The following is a 13,764-nucleotide window of genomic DNA, read 5'->3' on the forward strand; positions in this document are numbered from 1 at the left end:
GCGCAGGGGGCCGGAGGCCCTACTTCAGTTCTGCGAGAACCGTTCCCTGCGTGATTGCTGCACCCGGCTCGACGGACAGTCCGGTGACGACACCGGCCTTGTGCGCGTTGACGGGGTTTTCCATCTTCATGGCTTCGAGAACGGCGATCAGATCGCCTTCTGCGACTTCCTGGCCTTCGGTCACTGCAACCTTGACGACGGTGCCCTGCATCGGAGCCGTGACAGCGTCACCCGATGCTGCACCTCCGCCGGCGCCGCCGCGCTTGCGCGCCTTCGGCTTCTTGCGGATCGCACCGGAGGCAGCGCCGCCGCCGTTGCCGAGCGAGAACTGGCCCGGGAGGGAAACCTCGACGCGACGTCCACCGACCTCGACGACGACGTTCTGACGCGGCAGAGCCTCGTCCTCGTCGTCTACGGGAGCACCGGCGCCTGCGTACGGCTCGATGGGGTTGACCCAGTCGGTTTCGATCCACTTGGTGTAGATGTCGAACTTCTCGCCGTCACCGATGAACGCCGGGTTCTCGACGATGTGGCGGTGGAACGGGAGAACGGTCGCGAGGCCGTCGATCTCGAACTCGGCCAGAGCGCGCGATGCCCGCTGGAGGGCTTCTTCGCGGGTGGCGCCGGTGACGATGAGCTTGGCGAGCATGGAGTCGAACTGTCCGCCGATGACGTCGCCGGCAACGACACCGGAATCGACGCGAACGCCGGGGCCCGTGGGCTCACGGTAGACGGAGACCGGGCCGGGGGCAGGCATGAAGCCGCGGCCGGCGTCTTCGCCGTTGATGCGGAACTCGAAGGAGTGTCCACGCGGGGTGGGATCTTCCTTGATGGAGAGTTCTTCGCCGTTGGCGATGAGGAACTGCTGACGCACGAGGTCGATGCCCGCGGTCTCTTCCGTGACGGGGTGCTCGACCTGCAGGCGGGTGTTGACCTCGAGGAAGGAGATGGTGTCGCCCTGAACCAGGTACTCGACCGTTCCGGCGCCGTAGTAGCCGGCTTCCTTGCAGATGGCCTTGGCGGATGCGTGGATGCGTGCACGCTGGTCGTCCGTCAGGAAGGGAGCCGGAGCCTCTTCGACGAGCTTCTGGAAGCGACGCTGCAGCGAGCAGTCGCGGGTACCGGCGACGACGACGTTGCCGTGCTGGTCGGCGATGACCTGAGCCTCGACGTGGCGGGCCTTGTCCAGGTACTGCTCGACGAAGCACTCGCCGCGACCGAAGGCTGCGATGGCCTCACGGGTGGCCGACTCGAACAGCTCGGGGATTTCCTCGATGGTCTGGGCGACCTTCATGCCGCGTCCACCGCCACCGAAGGCAGCCTTGATCGCAACCGGGACGCCGTATTCCTTGGCGAATGCGACGACCTCGTCGGCGCCCTTGACGGGATCCTTGGTGCCTGCTGCCATCGGCGCCTTCGCGCGTTCTGCGATATGGCGTGCTGTGACCTTGTCGCCGAGGTCGCGGATGGACTGCGGTGACGGACCGATCCAGATGAGGTTCGCGTCGATGACGGCCTGGGCGAAGTCGGCGTTCTCGGAGAGGAAACCGTAGCCGGGGTGGATGGCGTCGGCGCCGGACTTCTTGGCTGCGTCGAGGATCTTGTCGAACACGAGGTAGGACTCGGCGGACGTCTGTCCACCGAGGGCAAATGCCTCGTCTGCGAGCTTCACGAACTGCGCGTCTGCATCGGGCTCGGCGTAAACGGCAACGCTGCCGTAGCCGGCATCCTTGGCCGCCCGGATGACCCGTACCGCGATTTCACCGCGGTTCGCGACAAGCACCTTCGTAATGTGCGCGCTGGCATGACTGGGCACTGAGCCTCCTGTGGTTCGCATAGTCTGTCTCCGCGGTGTATTCCTCTGGGATTTCACCATCGGGGGATTGGCATCACTTCGGAGTGTATGCATCGCTTCGGCGCTGGTTGTAACCGGATCGCTAAAGCCCACTCCGGCTTAGGAAACGGTTTCGAAAACTACCGATGAGTAGCTGTCGGAGGCGGCGGCGTCCGGTTCGGTGACGATTTCTTCGATGGTCCGGCGCAGTGCGGCCACGTAGGCGTGAACCGCGGCGTTCGCCGTCTCGTTGCCTGGGTACCTGACCGCGAGGTTGAGTCCCTGGGGTGTGCGGTTGATCCAGATGTAGACGTCGTGCGTATATGCCTTGCTTCGAAGTGCTCTGGCGTTCCATTCGGGCCACTGTGCGGCTTCGGGCACGAAGCGAACGTCCATGTAGGACACGACGAATCGCGGTCGGATCGGGGTTTCGAGGTGCTCACCGATCCGATCGAACGGGACAGCTGCGGCAGGCTTGACCGAAGCGATGGATTCGGCGGCGCGTGTCGCGAGGTCGCCGAACGAACAGTCCGATCCAACGGCGAACTCGACCGGGCACAGTCCGACGAACCAGCCGAGCGCACCCGCCCACTCCTGAGCGCTGCGGGTGTGAACTGGCGTCACGACCTCGAATCGATCGGATCCCGCGACTTCGCGACCTACAGCGGCAAGTCCGCCGAGAAGTCCGGCGAAGTACCCCACGCCGGTGGCTGCACACGTCGAACTGAAGGCCTTGGACTGGTCGGCGTCGAGCAGCCAGGTCGACAGGCCGTTCTGAGAATCGGTTCCACGGTCACCGATCGGTAGCGGGAACTGGGGTAGACCGTCCGTGCCGAGAGCCTTTCGCCAGATCTCGACCGCAGCCTTCTCGGCTTCCATGTCGGCCATCTGCTCGCGTTCGACGGCACCGAATTCGACGTAGCTGCCCACCGGAAACAGATTTGCAGCACCACCGGTCGAGGCCTCGCGGTACAGAGCAGCGATCTCGTGAGCGACCAGCACGATCGAGAACCCGTCGATGATCGAGTGGTCCGCCGCGAAGAACACGGTGAACGGACCGTCGCCACCGCGGGGCGTCAACGTCGCGAAGACGTACGACGGCCAACTGTGCGGGGACGCGTAATCGTCGAACAGGCGGTGAAGGTGGTCGAAGTTGTCCTGGCTGGACGCGTCGTAGCCGTGGCTGACGACCCCGATGTCGATTCCGCCGAGCGGGACCGTGTGCCGGGTGATCTCGCCGCTCGAGGGTTCGAGGACGGTATGTGAGCGCAGAACTTCGTGACGGTCGATCCACCGGCCGAGAGCGACTCGGAACGCATCGACGTCGAGCGGGCCGGAAATCTCGAAAGCTGTTCCCAGCCAAGACTTGTCGCCTGCGCCTGCAGCGGAACGGTTGAGATGTGCCTCGTGAATGTAGGAGACGGGCCGCGGATCCGGAACCCAGGGCCCGGTTGCGCACGGCAACCATTCGACGAGTGCGCCGGCCGGAATCGCATAGTCGGCCAGTTCGGTGAACTCCATGTTTTCAGCCCCGCAAGTGCCGCTTGATGCGCGCGAGCATGGCCGACATTCCGCGCAGACGGAGCGGGCTCACGGCTTCTGCGAGACCGAGCGCCGAATAGAAGTCGTCGGGTACACCGAGGATCTCGTCGGCGCTGTGGCCGTCGAGCCCCTGCGCGAGGATCGATGCGAAACCACGCGTCGTGGGAGCCTCGGGGGGAGCGCTGAAGTACAGACGGACGTTGTCGCGATCCGAATCGTCGACCGAGAGGAAGAGCGGCGACTGACATTCGGGGACCGGCTCCATCGCGCTCTGCTCGAGCTCCGCCGGCAACGGCGGCAGCTCTCGGCTGAACTCGAGAAGAAGGGTGAGCTTGTCCGAGGCGCCGACGGCCGCGAAGTCGTCGACGATCTCGGCCAGAGCCGAAGGAAGAGCGCTCATGACGCCGATACAGAGGACGGAACGGCGCCGGGCTCTTCGCCCTGGACGATCGGGACGCGCACGGCATTGCCCCACTCGGTCCATGAACCGTCGTAGTTACGAACGTTCGGGTAGCCGAGAAGATGAGTCAACACGAACCAGGTGTGACTGGAACGCTCACCGATGCGGCAGTACGCGACGATGTTGTCGTCGGCCGACAGGTCGCCGTAGATCTCGCCGAGTTCGGTACGGGTGCGGAAGCGGCTGTCCGGTGCCGCTGCCTTCGCCCACGGGATGCTGAGCGCGCTGGGAATGTGTCCACCACGCAACGCACCCTCTTCGGGGTAGTCGGGCATGTGGGTGCGCTCGCCGGTGTACTCCTGCGGAGATCGCACGTCGATGAGCGGCCCGTCGCCCAAGTGCGCGAGAACGTCGTCCTTGAATGCGCGAATGGGAGCGTCGTTGCGCTCGACGACCGGGTAATCCGTTGACGTGATGTCGGGAACGTCGAAAGCGGTGTCGCGGTTCTCGGCGATCCACGCATCGCGGCCACCGTCGAGAAGACGGACGTCCTCGTGGCCGAACAGAGTGAAGACCCACAGTGCGTAGGCCGCCCACCAGTTGCTCTTGTCGCCGTAGATGACCACGGTGTCGTCGCGGCCGATGCCCTTGCGGTTCATCAACTCTGCGAACTTCGCACCGTCGATGTAGTCGCGGGTGACCGGATCGTTGAGGTCGAGATGCCAGTCGATCTTCACGGCTCCGGGGATGTGGCCGACGTCGTACAACAACACGTCTTCGTCGGATTCGACAACCTTGAGGCCCGGCGCACCGAGATTCGCCGAGAGCCATTCCGTCGAGACCAACCGGTCGGGATGCGCGAACTCGGCAAACGCGGTTGAGGGATCGGGGGCAACGGGCACGGGCGTACTCCTGAAGACGAATCGTTCGGTTCGAACACGGACTTGATCGATTCTATGCGCTGTGCGCAAGGTGAGACGCCCGGAAGCAGGTTCTGCCTGCTCGTGCCCGTTGCCGACCCTAAATCCTCGGTGTTCCTGCTCCGACGCTCGAATCTCTCAATTGTTCGGTGACACTTCCGATCGGCGTCACGCCCCGGGCGCAGACTTCTCTCAGAATCCGGTCGAGTTCGGTGAGGAAATTCACCATGGTTTCGTTTGCCGTCTCGGTATCGGGAAAGCGTGAACGCAGCGAGAGACCACGGTTCGTTCGCGAAATCCAGAACTGGGCATCGTCGGCGACCGTCACATTGCTGATGTGATGGGCGTTGAGGAGATCATGATCGTCTGTGCCGGGTAGTTTGCGGTAATCGATGTACGACACCATGAAGACGTCGGTGCGCGTGCGTCGAATCTTGTCGCCCAAAGCATCTCGAACCTGGGCCATGGTGACGCCCTCGAGCGTCAACGCAACTCGGAACGACGCGTGCGTATGTGCAAGGGATGCACCGAAATCCGCGTCGGGAGTGATCTGGACCGTGATCGGCGCGCTGGTGGTGAGCCAGCCGATCGCGTCGGCCCACCGCGGATCTTTGCGAATGTGAAGCGGAAATTGCAGCGGAAGCGTCGACTGCCCGGTGTACGAGTGGACGGAAAGTCCCATCGCAGTGAGGATTCCGGTGAACACGCTACCGCCGGCGGATAGGCAGATCTCGTCGAACGTCGCCGTCAACTCCTCGTCGAGCAGCACGCGCACATCGGCGCCCTGCGGCGCGGGCTTTCCGCCCTCGACGCCGAGATCCAAGGGGAAACTCGGTGATGTGCCACCGCAGATCTCGTAGAACCTTGCCCACTCTCGGATTCGAGGGTCGTTGTCGACGGGAAGCAGAGCGTCTGCCTCCAGTTCGCAGTACCGCACGAAACTTCCCGGGTCACCCAGTCGGCTCATCACTGCGTCGACGGCCTCGTGGTCGGTCAGATCGGGTAGGGCGATCAGTCCCTCGTAGATCTGTCGCAGTTCCCCGAGAGCGATGACCAACGAGTAGCCGTCGACGAGTGTGTGATCGAACGCGCTCAGGACCGTGTAGTGCTCTTCGCGTTCGACCGTGGCAAACGTGTATGCAGGGAAGGTCAGTGGATCGCATACCGTCGTGAATCGCTTCTTGAGATGCGCTCGGAGGTCTTCGGTCGAATCGAATTTCAGAGGTTCCGAAGTCTCGATGTGTGTGCCGTCGGGATCGAGTCCCATTCGGGTGGTGGTGAACTCGCCCACCTCGAATCCTGTGTGCAGAGTGTCATGGCGACTGATGAACAGGCGCAGCGCGAGATCGAGTGCAGGCCGATTCAGTTCTCCGGGAAGGTCGAATGCGGCTGCCATCCACACACTCCGGCCCATGCCGTGTGTTCGCGCAGTCTCGAGGTGAAAATGCTGGTTGTACGACGGTGGTACTTCCGACTCGGTGACGGCGCCGTCCGCGGGCTGGAGCGACCATTCGGTGACGATTCCGGGCTCGAGTCCGTATCGATCGATCGAGGTGACATGCATCAGGCCGCTCCCTCTGGTGCCGCGAACGAGTAGTCGCCCTGAGCTGCAACAGTTTTGATGATCTTCGAGACATGCTCGGCGAAGCGGGTGGCCGATTCGTGGGCAATGGGGGTGTCGGGGTGAGACACGGCGATCCAGGTTCCGGTGTGCATCCGGTTGATCCACATCGACGCGATTTGAGTCTCTTTGCCGCCGACGATTCCCGTTGCCTTCGTCTCGGCGTAACTGTATGGATCCGGCATGCGTCGGCCGTCGATGTACGAGACGATCGGCGGCGGGGTGAGCGTCTTCGACAGTCCGCCGGGTGCGGAATCCGACTCGGCCAAGCTCGACAGAACCAGATCGATGACCTGCTGCACAGAGACATCGAGGAGTGCCTTGCCGTCGTGGTACCCCTGCTGCCCGAGCTTTGCCAACTCGGTGAAGCGTCGCTTGTCGTCGACGTCGATGCCGACCGGGATCAGGTTGATGTACCAGCCCTGCGCAAACGAGTCGGCCTCGGTTCGTGTGCTGACCGGCGAGAGGGCGATGTACTTGTCGCGTCCGGCGAGTTCGAATTCCGCAATCGCGAGCGCGGTGAACATTCCGCCGATGAAGTTGGCGCCGTTGGCTTTACAAACCGCACCGAACTTCTCGCACTCGATGTCGTCGGCCAGGTCGAAGCGTGAACCGATAGCCGGTTTGGGTGCGTCTTCGGCCCCGAGCGGGAGCGGAAATCCGGGGAACGAGCCGCCGCTGCGCATGAGGTAACCGAGCCACTGGTGCACTTCGGGTGACTGCATCGTCAGTTCGGTTGTTCGCTCGCGTTCGACGCGACCGAACTGTGCGTAACTTCCGGCCGGCCCGAGCTCGGGATGCGATCCGGTCGTTTCCGCGGCGTAGAGCTGACGCAATTCTGCGTACATCAGCACCATCGAGTTCATGTCCGAATGGGCGTGGTCGACTGCATGGAACAGGGTGAAGCTCGGATCGGCTTCGAGGTCGGCATGGTGGTGCTCGACGGCACCGAACACGAAGGCCGGCCACTGCAGCGCGCTGGTTTCGGTGGCGAACTTGGTCGCGACGAGCGCGCGGATCGCCTCGGATTCGGAGACGTCGTCGCCGACGCGGTACTCGAGTTCGATGCTTTCGACCGGCACCACGTGTCGACGGACCTCGAACGAGGTGTCCGCAGCGTCGGTGGTTGCTTCGTCGAACGAGAACCAGCTGTGCAGCGTGTCGTGGCGACGGATGTAGCGCTGAAGGGCTCGCGTCATGGCGTCGCGGTCCAGTGTTCCTGCAAAATCGAAGGCGATACCGATCCACGGAGACTGCGGATCGCCCTTCTCCGCGGTGACGCGGGCGCGTCGCAGGTGGCGATCCTGCATCGTGGTCGGGGGTAGTTCTCGGTCGATCTCGGCTTCGGCGGCTCGTTGAGCGGAAGCATGCGTGACGCCCCATTCGATTACCCGCCCAGGAAGCGGGTGCCAATGGGTGATCAAGTTCAGATCCATCGAGTAGAACTCCTGCGTGTGTCGTCGAGAAGCCTGCTCTGAAAATGGGCAGACGACGAACTATCCCATCTGGGGGACTGAATTGTCCGAAATACTACAATCTAAACAAGAACAGGTTCTAGAAGCGTTGTGTTCGATTAGGATCATTCGGTGCTTCCGGACCCTTTAGGTGACGCTGTCGGCGCCGACCACAAGGGCGGGCGGCGAGCTGGTTCTCTGACGCCCTGGCTCGGGTTGGCGACGAGTCTGGCGGCGGCATTCATGCAATTGCTCGACGCGACCATCGTCAACGTCGCGCTTCCGAGTATCGCCGTCGATCTTCAAGCAGGCGTATCGGCGCAGTTGCTCATGGTCAGCGTGTACATCCTGGCTTTCGCGTGTTCGTTGATCACTGCAGCGCGGCTGGGGGACCTGTTCGGCCGTAGAGTTGTTTTTCTGACCGCCCTGTCCGTATTCGTGGTTGCCTCGTTGCTGTGCGGACTCGCGCAGAGCGCGACGATGTTGATCGTCTTCCGGGGTCTGCAAGGATTGGCGGCCGGTTCGATGTCCGCCCAGACGTTTGCCATCATCTCGGGCCTGTTTCCGAAGGCCAGGCATCCGCGAGTCTTCGGGATCTACGGTGCGACCATCGGGCTCGCAACGGTCAGCGGGCCTCTGATCGGTGGGCTGCTGATCGAGTGGAATCTGTTCGACTGGGGCTGGCGCCTGATCTTCTTCGTCAACATCCCGATCGGCATCGCCGCCTTGATTCTCGGATATTTCCATCTCGTCGATGCTCGCGCTGAGCATGTGCGCTCACTGGACCTCATCGGCGCCGCACTGTCATCACTGGCGCTGTTCCTGCTGATCCTTCCCCTGGCCGAGGGAAGGGCGCGCGGATGGCCCACAGGTCTTGTCGTAATGCTCGCGATGTCGGCGCCGGTGGCAGTGGCGTTTGTGCTCTACGAATCGCGTTTGGCGAAACGAGGCGGCGATCCGGTCCTTCGTCTCGAGCTTTTCCGCGACCGAGCCTTCACAATCGGCGCGGTTCTTGCGTTCGTTTTCTTCGGAACCCTGACTTCCTTGATCTTCACCATCAGTCTCACCCTTCAGTTCGGCTTCGGGTTCTCCGCATTGCGAGCGGGCGTCATGACGCTGCCGTGGGCCGTCGGAATGGGCGTGGCGGCGGTTCTCTCATCGGCGGTGTACCGGATGCTCGGAAACCGTGTTCTGATCCTGGGGATGGTCGTCTTTGCCGGCTCGCTGATCGCGCTGTCGATCATCCTCGAACGCGAAGGAACCGATCCACGCTGGCTCGCGCTCGCCGGTCCGCTGCTTCTCGGTGGCGCAGGTCTCGGACTGTTCGTGGCACCACTGCAAACCGCGATCCTTGCGACGGTCGAACCCGCGCACGCGGGTTCGGTGTCGGGATTGCTTCCTACCGTTCAGCAGGTTGGCAGCTCCATCGGACTGGCCTTGATCGGAGTGGTGTTCTTCTCGCTCGTCGCGGGGCAAGCTCCGCAAGCAGTGCAGGGGGAGCGGCCCGAGTACGTTGCGAACCTTGAAGCTGCCGGCGTTGGTCCCGGCCTGATCGACATCGCCGAAAAGGCCTTTGTCGATTGCGCGACAAGCCAATTGGCATCCGGAACACCGATGGAGGTGGCGCCGGAATGTCGCCGGGACGGCTCCGCCGGTGCCGGGGGTCAATCCGTTCAGGTGGCAGTTGATGCCGCGTACGCATCGACTCGCGCGGCGGCCGGCGAAGCATTTCTCGAAGCGCAGCGCCGTGTGCTCGCGATCATCGCAGCAATTGCGCTCGGTATCGGATTGGCGTCGACTGCTCTGCCGCGGGTCAATTCGCCGGTCTGAAAATTGCCCTTGACTCGAACGGGTGTTCGAGTACCCTGTGTGCAGGGGATCGGGGGATTCAATGAGTGTCTTGTTGTCGGATGTGGTGTCGGGTTCTGCGGTGGGGTTACGCGGACGGTTGTGGCAGTTGTCTGCTGCAGAGTTGCGCGCTGCTGCGGTGTCGGCGAGTGCGGAGATTCTGCGCCTCGAAGCTGTGCGTGTGGCGGTGGTGGACGAGTTGTCGTTGCGCCCGGATGATCAGGTGATTGCCAGTCGCGGGGTGGGTGCGTGGTTGGCGGCCAACACGATGCTGCAGGTTCGGGACGGGAAGAAGATCGCCGCTCTCGGTGCAGCGTTGCGGCCGTTTCCGGCGGTGGCGGCTCGGTTCGATTGCGGGGATTGCTCGTTCGAGCACGCGGTGTTGATCGTGGCGTTCTGCGAGTCACCGCCGAAGGGGATGCCGGAGGACGCGCTCCCTCGCTGTATCGATTTGTTGTTGGCTGCTGCGTCGGGTGTGGAGGCGACGACGACGAAGGTGCGGAACGTGATCGCGACGTTGGAGCGGTTGTTCGAATCGGATGAGATCCCGCCCGCTGAAGATGTCGATCTCAATGAGTTGCGGATCGCGTCGACGTTGAACGGTCGGGTGGTGGTGCGCGGCGATTTCGATGCCCTGACCGGTGAGATGTTGTTGTCGGCGTTGTCGAATTTGACGATGCCGACCCCGGCACCGGACGGGACGCCGGATTCTCGGTCGGCGGCGAAACGGACCGCGGATGGGTTCACCGAACTGATCCGGCGTTATCTCGATTGCGCCAAGACTGGTACCGATGGTGGTCAGCGTCCGCATGTGAACGTGCACATCAATGCTCGTGATCTGGCGGAGCATCGGGATTGCGCCGCACAGTCTTCGGATTCGGGTGATGACGGCTCACTGGAGCTGTCCGATCTTGATGTCGGGCACATGCCCTGGCTGGGACCGCTGTCGGTGTCGCAGACCAGGCTTCTCGGGTGTGATTGTTTCCTCTCCACCGTCCTGCTCGACGATCACGGCGCGCCGCTCGATGCGAAACCAGGGAAGAGGTTGGTCACCGCCGAACAGCGAGTGGCGTTGATTGCCCGAGACAGAGGCTGTGCGTTCCCGGGTTGCACATGTGTACCGGCGTGGACCGATGCGCACCATATCCGGCACTGGGCCAACGGCGGCCCGACGGTGATGAACAATCTGGTCCTGCTGTGCCGTTCGCACCACCGGTTGATGCACCGGAAATCAGGGTTCGTCGGGAAGTGGGCGATTCGGATCGGTGTCGACAACAAGCCCTGGTTCATTCCGCCGCCCTCGATCGACCCCGGACAGCAACCCAGGCCGGCGAACACCACCTTCAAAACCTGAAGGGTCAAACCTTTTCGGTGACAACAAAAACGACCAGCTTCGCATCGGCATGGACCCGATGCGGGGCTGGTCAGTGGTGCTTGGAGAAAACGTGCTTGGAGAAAACGCGTCAGAAGATGCTCTGCGTGCGCCAGAGATCCGAGACGGAAACCCCGACACGCTCGAGAAGTGTTCGTACCAAAGGTAATCCGATACCGATGACACTCGAGGGATCACCCTCGATCCTCTCCACGAACCAGCCGCCGAGACTGTCGAGCGTGAATGCTCCGGCGACTTGGAGCGGCTCGCCCGTTGCCAGGTATGCCTCGAGATCCTCGGTGGACGGTTGCGCGAAATGAACCACTGTTGCGCTGTGATCCGAGGCCATGCGGACGATGCGGCCGTCGGCGACGCGTAGGACACAGTGCCCGGTCAAGAGAGTGGCGCTGCGTCCGGCCATTGCGGCCCATCGCTTACGGGCGATATCGACGCTGCCCGGCTTGCCTTGAAGTTGCCCGTCGATCAGGAGCATCGAATCGCACCCGACAACGACTACGTCGGTGAGATTGTCGGCGGCAAGACCGGGAACGATCTCGGCGGCCTTGGCCTCCGCCAGTACCGTCACGACTTTTTCGGGGGCGGCGTCGGGTCCGAGGTTGTCGGCGATCTTGTCCTCGTCGACGCCGGAGACACGCACAAGCGGCGAAACCCCGGCCGCCCGCAGAACTGCGAGGCGAGCCGGGGACGCTGAAGCTAGAACCAGTTGAGTCACGTCAGCAGAGTGATCGTCAGCTGCGACGGATCGCGGGGTTCAGGTACGCGTACGGCGAGAACGGCGCACGCGTGCGGTGGAACTGAGTCGGATCGCCCCAGGTCTCCGCGGGAACGTTCGACTCGGGAGCTTGACCGCTGCCGGCAGCCGCAGCAAGCACGCTGACCAGTGCCGCGATCTCGACGTCCGTGGGCGAACCCTTGACGATCTTGATGACCGACGCGTCGGAGGTCGACGTCTCGGTCAGCTCCGTGAGCGAAGCATCCGTCGCGGTTCCCTCTACGACCGCACCGTTGGTCGGTGCAGTCTCCGCCAGTGCGACATCTTCGCTGAGAATGTCCTCGGTGGTTGCGGTCATAGGGGAATGTTCCCATGCTTCTTGGGCGGAAGGGAAACGGCCTTGCGCTCGAGCAGTCGCAATGCGGAAACGATCTGCCCGCGGGTGTGCGACGGAGGAATGACAGCGTCGACGTATCCGCGCTCAGCGGCGACGTACGGGTTGACGAGTGTGTCCTCGTACTCGTTCTGCAGCTTGAGGCGCAGTGCATCGACGTCTTCGCCGTTCTTCGCGGCTTCGAGAAGCTGCTTGCGGTAGACGAATCCGACAGCTCCGGATGCACCCATGACGGCGATCTGAGCGGTCGGCCATGCCAGGTTCACATCGGCGCCCATGTGCTTGGAGCCCATGACGTCGTACGCTCCGCCGTAAGCCTTGCGGGTGATGACCGTGATCTTGCCGACCGTTGCTTCTCCGTACGCGTAGAGGAGCTTCGCGCCGCGACGGATGATGCCGTTGTATTCCTGCTCGGTTCCGGGGAGGAAACCGGGAACGTCGACGAGGGTGATGATCGGGACGTTGAACGCGTCGCAGGTACGCACGAAGCGAGCGGCCTTCTCCGAGGCGTCGATGTCGAGGCAGCCCGCGAACTGGGTGGGCTGGTTGGCGACGATGCCGACCGAGCGTCCGTCGACGCGACCGAAACCGACGATGATGTTCATCGCGCGCTCGGCCTGGACCTCGAGGAACTCGTCGTCGTCGAGGATGCGACGGATGACCTCGTGCATGTCGTACGGCTGGTTGGCCGAGTCCGGGATGAGGGTGTCGAGTTCGATGTCCTCGGCGGTCAGGCTGTCTTCGATCGAACCGACGATGGGGTCGGTGATCTCGCCGCGGGGAGCCGCTGCCTGGTTGTTGGACGGCAGGTAGCTGAGCAGGTCCTTGACGTAGTCGAGGGCATCCTGCTCGCCGGAAGCGACGTAGTGGGCGACGCCGGACTTGACCATGTGGGTGCGAGCACCACCGAGGTCTTCCATCGTGACGTCTTCACCGGTGACCGTCTTGATGACGTCGGGGCCGGTGACGAACATCTGGGAGGTCTCGTCGACCATCACGACGAAGTCGGTCAGTGCGGGGGAGTACACGTGGCCGCCGGCGGCGGGTCCCATGATCAGTGAGATCTGGGGGATGACACCCGAGGCCTGGACGTTGCGGTGGAAGATCTCGCCGTAGAGGCCGAGCGAGACGACGCCTTCCTGAATGCGCGCGCCTGCACCTTCGTTGATGCCGACGAGGGGCCGTCCGGTGCGGATCGCGAGGTCCATGACCTTGACGATCTTCTCACCGTAGATTTCGCCGAGCGATCCGCCGAAAACGGTGGCGTCCTGTGAGAAGACACAGACGTCGCGGCCGTCGATGGTGCCGTAACCGGTGACGACGCCGTCGCCGACCGGGCGGTTGTCAGCGAGACCGAAGTTCACACTTCGGTGCCGTGCCAGTGCGTCGAGTTCGACGAAGGAGCCCTCGTCGAGGAGGGCGGTGATGCGCTCGCGGGCGGTCAGCTTGCCTTTGGCGTGCACCTTGTCGATGGCGGCTTCGCCGCTCGGTGCCTGCGCCTGGGCTTGGCGATTCCGCAGGTCCGCGAGCTTTCCCGCGGTCGTGTGGATATCGGGTGCGGCCGCCGCCTCCGGCGCGTTCGGCTCTTGGACAGTGGTCATGGACGTGAGCTTAACGAGAGTGCGTGGGGGGCTTCGAAGGCAGGT

At 63.2% G+C, this 13,764-nt stretch carries 11 protein-coding genes; 2 read left to right on the forward strand and 9 right to left on the reverse strand.

The features are described from left to right. Positions 1 to 19 precede the first annotated feature (19 nt). The 6 genes from GN300_RS21355 to GN300_RS21380 form a co-directional block, all read right to left on the reverse strand. Positions 20 to 1,816, reverse strand: a complete 1,797-nt coding sequence (locus tag GN300_RS21355) for an acetyl/propionyl/methylcrotonyl-CoA carboxylase subunit alpha (RefSeq protein WP_030535031.1) — start codon at positions 1,814 to 1,816, stop codon at positions 20 to 22. Positions 1,817 to 1,954: 138 nt separating this feature from the next. Then, positions 1,955 to 3,355 (reverse strand): condensation domain-containing protein, encoded by a 1,401-nt coding sequence (locus GN300_RS21360; protein ID WP_063316646.1) that lies wholly within the window; start codon positions 3,353 to 3,355, stop codon positions 1,955 to 1,957. A 4-nt stretch (positions 3,356 to 3,359) separates the two neighbouring features. After that, positions 3,360 to 3,776 (reverse strand): SufE family protein, encoded by a 417-nt coding sequence (locus GN300_RS21365; protein WP_003940804.1) that lies wholly within the window; start codon positions 3,774 to 3,776, stop codon positions 3,360 to 3,362. Next, the gene (locus GN300_RS21370; RefSeq protein ID WP_003940962.1) at positions 3,773 to 4,678 is read right to left on the reverse strand and encodes a sulfurtransferase; all 906 of its coding nucleotides are present in this window, start codon (positions 4,676 to 4,678) and stop codon (positions 3,773 to 3,775) included. Before GN300_RS21370 ends, GN300_RS21365 begins: the two co-directional genes overlap by 4 nt. Before the next feature lie 118 nt (positions 4,679 to 4,796). Further along, entirely contained in the window at positions 4,797 to 6,260 is a 1,464-nt protein-coding gene (locus GN300_RS21375) for a condensation domain-containing protein (RefSeq protein WP_030535028.1), read from the reverse strand. Beyond that, on the reverse strand, positions 6,260 to 7,753 hold the full coding sequence (locus GN300_RS21380; protein ID WP_063316645.1) for a condensation domain-containing protein: 1,494 nt from the start codon (positions 7,751 to 7,753) through the stop codon (positions 6,260 to 6,262). The genes GN300_RS21375 and GN300_RS21380 overlap by 1 nt, the downstream gene beginning before the upstream one ends. 150 nt (positions 7,754 to 7,903) lie before the next feature. On the opposite strand from GN300_RS21380, the gene GN300_RS21385 reads away from it, so the two are divergent. Further along, positions 7,904 to 9,601 carry an MFS transporter gene (locus GN300_RS21385; RefSeq protein ID WP_042922151.1) on the forward strand — a complete coding sequence of 566 codons (1,698 nt, stop codon included), beginning with the start codon at positions 7,904 to 7,906 and terminating at the stop codon, positions 9,599 to 9,601. 61 nt (positions 9,602 to 9,662) lie between these two features. Then, positions 9,663 to 10,973, forward strand: a complete 1,311-nt coding sequence (locus tag GN300_RS21390; RefSeq protein WP_063316644.1) for an HNH endonuclease signature motif containing protein — start codon at positions 9,663 to 9,665, stop codon at positions 10,971 to 10,973. A gap of 109 nt (positions 10,974 to 11,082) precedes the next feature. Here the strand turns inward: GN300_RS21390 and GN300_RS21395 are convergent, their stop codons facing one another. Genes GN300_RS21395 through GN300_RS21405 form a run of 3 tightly spaced genes read right to left on the reverse strand, consistent with a single transcriptional unit; the run spans position 11,083 to position 13,719 of the window. Next, complete coding sequence (locus tag GN300_RS21395) at positions 11,083 to 11,724, reverse strand: nucleoside triphosphate pyrophosphatase (protein ID WP_007731146.1); 642 nt, start codon at positions 11,722 to 11,724, stop codon at positions 11,083 to 11,085. A 16-nt stretch (positions 11,725 to 11,740) separates the two neighbouring features. Next, positions 11,741 to 12,082: an acyl-CoA carboxylase subunit epsilon gene (locus tag GN300_RS21400; RefSeq protein WP_007731147.1), complete on the reverse strand. Its 342-nt coding sequence runs from the start codon at positions 12,080 to 12,082 to the stop codon at positions 11,741 to 11,743. After that, on the reverse strand, positions 12,079 to 13,719 hold the full coding sequence (locus tag GN300_RS21405; RefSeq protein ID WP_003940853.1) for an acyl-CoA carboxylase subunit beta: 1,641 nt from the start codon (positions 13,717 to 13,719) through the stop codon (positions 12,079 to 12,081). The genes GN300_RS21400 and GN300_RS21405 overlap by 4 nt, the downstream gene beginning before the upstream one ends. Positions 13,720 to 13,764: the final 45 nt, after the last annotated feature.

The sequence above is a fragment of the Rhodococcus sp. Ni2 genome (assembly GCF_021352185.1).
GTDB lineage: Bacteria > Actinomycetota > Actinomycetes > Mycobacteriales > Mycobacteriaceae > Rhodococcus_F > Rhodococcus_F qingshengii.